Source organism: Neisseria sp. P0021.S007 (assembly GCF_051956855.1).
The window spans coordinates 1-457 of sequence record NZ_JBQCXA010001597.1 but is presented as its reverse complement, the minus strand read 5'-3'; the positions used below and the strand labels follow the sequence as shown (position 1 = coordinate 457).

Here is a 457-nt window from a genome sequence, read left to right as displayed (position 1 = left end):
GCTGAGGGTGCGTGGAATCGGTGTGGCGGTCATGGTAAGTATGTCTACGTTGGCGCGCAGACGTTTGAGCTGCTCTTTTTGGCGCACGCCGAAACGATGTTCTTCATCGATAATCACTAAACCTAAGTTTTTAAATTTGATGTCGTCTTGAACCAATTTGTGCGTGCCGATAACAATATCGACCGTACCGTCCGCCATGCCTTCCAGCGCGGCTTTGGTGGCTTTGCTGTTGTTGAAACGTGAAAGGCTGGCGACTTTCACGGGGAAATCGGCGAAGCGGTCGGCGAAGTTTTGCGCGTGCTGCTCGACCAAAAGCGTGGTTGGGGCGAGTACGGCGACCTGTTTGCCGCCCATCACCGCCACAAACGCGGCGCGCAGGGCGACTTCGGTTTTGCCGAAGCCGACATCGCCGCACACGAGGCGGTCCATCGGCTTCGCCTGCGTCAAATCTTTAATC

General features: G+C 55.8%; 1 protein-coding gene. It reads right to left on the bottom strand.

What is annotated here, in order from left to right; genetic code table 11:
- A partial coding sequence (locus ACTHUR_RS20460) for a DEAD/DEAH box helicase (protein WP_440400630.1) occupies positions 1 to 457 on the bottom strand: 457 nt, incomplete at both ends.